7 protein-coding genes are annotated in these 6,279 nt (G+C 43.6%); 1 reads left to right on the top strand and 6 read right to left on the bottom strand.

Annotated elements, in window-relative coordinates:
* On the top strand, positions 1-778 hold a 778-nt coding region (locus tag FE782_RS11215), incomplete at its 5' end, for an IS3 family transposase (protein WP_138194172.1).
* A 511-nt stretch (positions 779-1,289) separates the two neighbouring features.
* Here the strand turns inward: FE782_RS11215 and FE782_RS11210 are convergent.
* The 6 genes from FE782_RS11210 to FE782_RS11185 form a co-directional block, all read right to left on the bottom strand.
* Positions 1,290-1,889 carry a class I SAM-dependent methyltransferase gene (locus FE782_RS11210; RefSeq protein ID WP_138194171.1) on the bottom strand — a complete coding sequence of 200 codons (600 nt, stop codon included), beginning with the start codon at positions 1,887-1,889 and terminating at the stop codon, positions 1,290-1,292.
* A gap of 88 nt (positions 1,890-1,977) precedes the next feature.
* Entirely contained in the window at positions 1,978-2,634 is a 657-nt protein-coding gene (locus FE782_RS11205) for a class I SAM-dependent methyltransferase (RefSeq protein WP_138194170.1), read from the bottom strand.
* 198 nt (positions 2,635-2,832) lie between these two features.
* Positions 2,833-3,066 carry a class I SAM-dependent methyltransferase gene (locus tag FE782_RS32825; RefSeq protein ID WP_238392425.1) on the bottom strand — a complete coding sequence of 78 codons (234 nt, stop codon included), beginning with the start codon at positions 3,064-3,066 and terminating at the stop codon, positions 2,833-2,835.
* 838 nt (positions 3,067-3,904) lie between these two features.
* The gene (locus FE782_RS11195; protein WP_138194169.1) at positions 3,905-4,432 is read right to left on the bottom strand and encodes a redoxin domain-containing protein; all 528 of its coding nucleotides are present in this window, start codon (positions 4,430-4,432) and stop codon (positions 3,905-3,907) included.
* Between the two features lie 327 nt (positions 4,433-4,759).
* Positions 4,760-5,473, bottom strand: coding sequence for a cytochrome c biogenesis CcdA family protein (locus FE782_RS11190; RefSeq protein WP_138194168.1), 714 nt, complete (start codon positions 5,471-5,473; stop codon positions 4,760-4,762).
* Positions 5,474-5,494: 21 nt separating this feature from the next.
* Positions 5,495-6,142, bottom strand: coding sequence for a ZIP family metal transporter (locus tag FE782_RS11185; RefSeq protein ID WP_238392434.1), 648 nt, complete (start codon positions 6,140-6,142; stop codon positions 5,495-5,497).
* Positions 6,143-6,279: the final 137 nt, after the last annotated feature.

The following is a 6,279-nucleotide window of genomic DNA, read 5'->3' as shown; positions in this document are numbered from 1 at the left end:
GAAGCCTACCTCCAAACAGGAGCGGCAGGAACGCCTTCTGGTCAAAATCAAAGAAATCATCGGTGAACATGAAGACAATTGCAATTACGGCGTCCAACGTATTCTGTTGGCGCTGTCACAAATAGATATCACGACCAGCTACAGCACCGTCTATCGAATCATGAAGAAGCACGGCCTGCTGAAGAAAGCCAAGCGTCATCCCAACGGCATTACACGCGAGGATGCTGCCGCCCAAAAGAGCGAGAACCTGATCCAGGGAGACTTCAGTGCCTCAGCACCAAACCAAAAGTGGCTATCGGATATCACCGAAGTCCCTTGTTCAGACGGCAAGTTATATCTGTCCGCGGTATTGGATTGTTTCAACGGAGAGATCGTTGGCCTCGCCATGGACGACAATATGCGTAAGGAACTCTGCATCCAAGCCTTCGAGAACGCCTGTAAAGCGAGAAATGCTCGCGGGATGATGTATCACAGCGATCGAGGCAGCCAATTTACGAGCTATGCATTCCGGGAAAGTCTGGCTAAACGTGGCGCCATTCAAAGCATGAGCGGCACGGGGCGTTGCTATGATAACGCAAGAATGGAAAGCTTTTTTGCTACGCTCAAGAAAGAGAAGCTTTACAAAATCAACACGGAGCGTTATCCGATGGCCTATATTAAATCGCTTATCTTCAGATACATCATGGTCTACTACAACAGACGGCGGATCTACACCTCCAACCCAGGGGGCTGGCCCCCAACTGTTTATCGCGAAAGGATGCTTTCTAAAGCAGCTTAGTAACGGAATTTCCTTATGAGGGTGTTTTCAAACTGCACTTTTTTTGACAACTCCATAGTATGTGCCTCCAGTATGTATGCTTGCTTGAGCGATTGTCGCTAAGGTGAATTATTAGTCATTAGGCACCTTTGCAATCAAACATTCGTTTGAATATGTTATACTGCCGATCTCTAATACAGTCAAACAATTAGTTTAATGTTTAAGTAAAATAAAAAAAATCCCCCTCCCGAAGTGCCGGACTGGAGGCGCACGGCCTTAATCACAAAATTGTAGCCTCCTTTTCATCGTCCCTTTTTAATACCGATTATGGTTTCGTCCGATCCAAGCCAGAGATAATGATTCCTCTCTCCTGTCAACCAAGCATGATGATTGAAAGAGTCTGATCATGATCAGTTTCTGGATTTCAAAAAAATTGTATTTGTCGTCGGTTCTGAATGTGGTTCTAAAACCGTTATCCTACATTGGGTTCAAGTCCAGGAGTTAGTTTTTCTTGAAACTGCCCGAACGATAATTAACTACTTTTTAAGCAAAGAAAACTCCCAATCCCATTTGTGAAAATTCTTTTCTGGTTCAAAATTGTAAATCCGGTTGCTTCAAGGCTGTCAGTAAATTGTTCCCATGAAAAGTACGCTTCCGGAGGATGATCCAATTTGAGATAAGTAGCAAAGAAGTGAGATGTATCCTTGTTCAAATCTTCGATTAAACATACCCCTCCTGGCTTAAGTACTCGATGAAGCTCAGTAACAGCTTGTCTCCAATCGGGTATATGATGTAATATGCCGAAAACGAAAATAGCGTCAAATTTGCCGGGAGGAAGATTTGTTTGAAGTACATTACCCACCTCAAAGTTTATGTGAGGGTAATTTATCTTTGCCCTTGAAATTTGTGAGGGCATTAGATCAATCCCCAATAGCTCTGATGGGGCATATGTCTGATGAATTAAGTTCGTACTGTATCCGGAACCACAACCAGCATCCAATATGGCTTTGCCTTCTAACGTTATATTATGCTTATTTAAAAATTCATTAAAGGCTTTAAACTCAATGTTCTTTTGAAGCCAACGTCTTACTGGATTATTCATTAACTTGAACTCTAATTTGTTTAATTCCATCAGGGTTTCCTCCAGAACGGAAGTCTGTTGACTTCCTTTTATTTTTTAATTTTAAATAATCGGAAGCTATATCAAACGCAATGCTGGTTTATTTCTTCGCTTTGTATAAAGAAAGAGTTCCGTACACTGTCATGAAACTATCCGTCTCTTTATATTTAGCAAACCCGGCCTTTTCGATAATTTGAGGTATGAGGCCATTTACGTTATCTGCTGTCGTTTTAAAACCATCGAGGATTTGGATTGAAAGGAACGCAATGCGCATGAGCCGATTTTGCGCCTTTCCCCAATCCGCTATGTGAAGCTCACCTTGTGGTTTAAGTACACGAAAAATTTCTTTTAGTGTTCGGAGTTTATTTTCAAAAGTCAAATGATGAAACATTAGACTCGTGACAACACGATCAAATGAATGATCAGGGTAGGGGAGTTCAAACGACATCCCTTGATTAAACTTGATATCTATCCCCATATCCACTGCTTTTTTCTCCGCAATTCGGAGAACATTCGGATCAATATCTAGACCTGTTACTTCTGCTTTCGGGTAAGCTTGTTTTAAAAGAAGAGTTAATGTACCAGTCCCACATCCTAGATCAAGCACCCGCTGCCCCGGATCAACTTGAATTTGTCTAATTAATTTGTTCTTGAAGGTAGACTCCCTCATAGTCCAGCGAAGTATTGGATCATAAAATGATGTTAGCCAGTGAAATCTCAGAGCTGGTATAAACTCTCTATTGTCTTGTTTACGCATCTTTCACCCTCCATCCGGCCATCCTGCCAGTAGTTTAAGCTTGGATTTTACGAAGTATGATTTTACGATACATCCCGTTTAATAAGGCAGCCTCATTCTCCACTCGAATATGACCTTCATACGGTTTTGCAATTTTTTCAAAATGACGGCCAATGTCTGTCCCCAACATTGTTACGACGGGACGAAGAAGTTTCTTAATTATGGACAATTCCTACGATGTGGGGCAAATTTATCGAAAATGCCTATATATACCCCAGTTCGAGTAACCCGAATCATTTCTTGAAAACATAGTTCCGGATTGGGTACGACAGATAGGATCAAATTCACAATGACCATATCGAACGTTTCCGGAGAAAAGGTCAAATTTTGCGCATCCATTTCTGTGAACTTAAAGTTTGGTACATCATATTTACTTCTTGCTTTATCAAGCATTTCGGATGACAAGTCGATTGCCGTAACGGAAATATCTCTGTTCGAAATGAACTGTAAGTTTAGGCTTCATGTCGAGGTTCTCAAAAATCTTTTCCCGGGCCTTTAAAAAAGGTACCGCATTAAAGAAATAATCGTACAAGGGAGCCTAAGACCGATAAGTCACTTTGTTCCATAAGTTATTCATAGTCGATGATTTGATTCCACCCCTACAATCAAACGTTATTTTGAATATTATAATACACCAAACCTCCCTGGTAATCAAATGCAAATTTGATTATTTTCGAATATGAAAACAAGTTTCGAAAATGTTTTTGGAATCCGAACTTCGAGACAATCCACTTTATAATTGGAAAGATAGACTAACGTTAGGTAAATTGTTCAGATACGCACCATTGCGACGAAACTCCGCCGCACTTCAAAAAGCAGGAAGAACAGATCTCGTGGATTCAAAGTGAGGGGCATAAAGATGTCTTCCAAAAATGCGAAAAGGCTGCAAAGGGCGGACAACTGTCTGGGGCCCTTGCTAGGCGTTCGTTATCCTGACGAGGTCGGCCGAAGAGGGAACATTGAGTGGCGGTTTTTGTTAGTGTCTGACAACAGCATATGGATTCGTTGAACGACATGCGCCAAAGATGCAGGAAGAAGCTCCGAGTTTCATGCTGAAGGATCGATGGCGATTGCGTGGACACCTGCTTCTTTTGTTGATCCCGTTGAGGGCAGTATGCCCAACGTTAGCTTCTTTTAAAATACACAAAGCGGCCCCCGAAGGAGCCACCCTGTTTGAGGCTTGTGTTCGTCTTACCGAAACGCACCTCACCCGCAGCTTCGGTCTCTTATTTTATTGAAGGAGTCGTAAGATCCGGGATTCGATATACCCTTCCGACATACCGCCGACTTTGACTTCCACAACCCGGCCCGATTCGTCCACGAAGAACGTGGTTGGGTACGAGCGAACCCCATATCGGTCCCGTATCTCGAGATCGGGGTCCAATAAAATCGGATACGTTACGCCGAATCGTTCCGTAAAGTTCTGGATCCGAACGATCGGCTTCTCCCCCAGATTGATACCAAGGATGACGATGCCTTGATCCTTATACTTATCGTACATCCGCTGCAGTGCGGGCGTCTCTTCTACGCACGGCGGACAGAAAGTCCCCCAGAAGTTAATGACCATTGGCTGGCCTTTAAAGTCGTCGGGACCAAGTGTTCCTCCGTTCAACGTCTCGAGAGAGAACGCGGCCACCGGATCGCCAACGCTCGGTGGGGTCTCCTTGCGATCAAATACGCTCGTCGTAACCGTATACCCGACGACGAGCAGCACGAAAAAGAAAATCGACGCTTGAATCCGCTTCCTATGTCTACCCATCGTCCTCACCTCACACCCTATTATAACGAAATTAGCGCTGGCACACTCAAATGTCCTTTTGAACGGTTTGTGTCACCTATTACTCCGCCGTCTGTGCGGCAACTTGTACGTTTGAGCCCCATGGAACCACGTCTTTGTTCAGCTCAAACAACCTTGAAGATATTGGTTCCATTTTGGCTACCTATTCCGGAAAAAAGGGCTGAAAATCCCCCGCTACCGCTAATAACTGTTTTGTTATTTTCCTCCAGCAAGCAGAACGGCAAGAAGCTTCCGCCAATCTTTTTTCGTTTCGCTCAACACTTCCAAATCCTCATCCCAGATAATTCTTTAAAACCCGCTGAATCCCCCATACAAACGTATAAGCCATATCGTGATTTCCGTCATTTTATCTGTATACAGCAAAATTCCCATCACAACCATCACGGCTCCACCGATTTTCATCAATCGTTGTGAATATTGATTTATCCATTTTATTCTACCGATGAAGAAGGCCATTAGGAAGAACGGAATGGCAAAACCCAGCGTGTAAGCCAATACATAGATTAAAGATTGCTCGGGATTCGTAGCTCCAAGAGCTAAAATGGCTGAGAAAATGGGACCAATACAAGGTGTCCATCCAGCCGCATACGTAATGCCAACCAAGACGGAACCCAAATAGCCTGATGGCCTCGTTTTTAACTCAAAACGTTTTTCTTTCATCAAAAGACGGGGTTGGAAAATGCCGAGCATAAACAAACCCATCGAAATAATAAAAATTGCACCCAGTTGACGAATGATATCCTGGTAAGTCGAGAAAAAATCCCCCAAAAGGCTGGCTGAAAGCCCTAGGGCAAAGAAGATAATAGAAAACCCAATGAGGAAGAACACTGTATGTAACATGGCCCGACGTTGAAACATGCCTTTATTCCCGGCCAAATCTTTCGTGGAAACACCCGTAATATACGACAAATAAGAGGGGTATAACGGGAGCATACAAGGAGAAATAAAAGATAAAAAGCCGGCACCGAGTGCCAGCCATACCGTAATATTTACAACATCCATTGAAAAACACCTCACTTTTCGTTAATGCAAGGCTGGGGTTAATGATTGAATTACCCAGCTTAACAAAAAATACAGCGATACTCCGACAAAGAAAAACGAAGACGCAAGTCTGTCACCGGTAGCGTTCACGGCGGGAAGCAGATCGGTTAACGCCACATAAATAAATATTCCAGCAGAGAATGCGATCGCAACCGCAACGATCTGTTCACTTGGAACAAAATAATTAGAAAGAAGCGTTGCTATAATCGCGCCAGCCACTGTCGATACGCCTAACAGCAACGCAGCGTGTAACGCTTTGTTCCTGTTCCTTGTGAAAACATAAATAATCGACGAGATCGTGATTCCGTCTGGTATTTTATGAAGAAAAATAGAGATAAACACGGTGATTCCAACCCGGAAATCTACCGTAAAACTGGCCGCGATCGAAAACCCATCAAAAAACGTATGGATGAGCATACCTGCTATCGTTCCAACGACTGTACTTTTACGATGCTTGGGAACGTGGGCTTCCTCCCCAAAGTGGAAATGGCCGGCCACAAAATGCTGAAAGAGGTACATCCCTATTATACCGATTAGGATAAAAATCGGACTGAAAGAGTTATGTTCTAGGGATTCCGGAACGAAATCCAAGATGGCAATCGCTAGTAACAGACCAGCACTTAACGCCATCAACGCATGAAGGCCCCTATGAGACCAATTCCGTTTTAACAGGAAGACAAAACCGCCCACTACATTTGCTGCGGCCGCCAAGCCTACGTACAGTAAGCTATTCCCACCCAGAGCAATCACTCCTCACACTTATGGAA

The organism is Paenibacillus antri (assembly GCF_005765165.1).
In the GTDB taxonomy this organism is placed as follows: domain Bacteria; phylum Bacillota; class Bacilli; order Paenibacillales; family YIM-B00363; genus Paenibacillus_AE; species Paenibacillus_AE antri.
The sequence above is the reverse complement of the archived record's forward strand: the minus strand, read 5'-3'. Positions and strand labels throughout refer to the sequence as shown.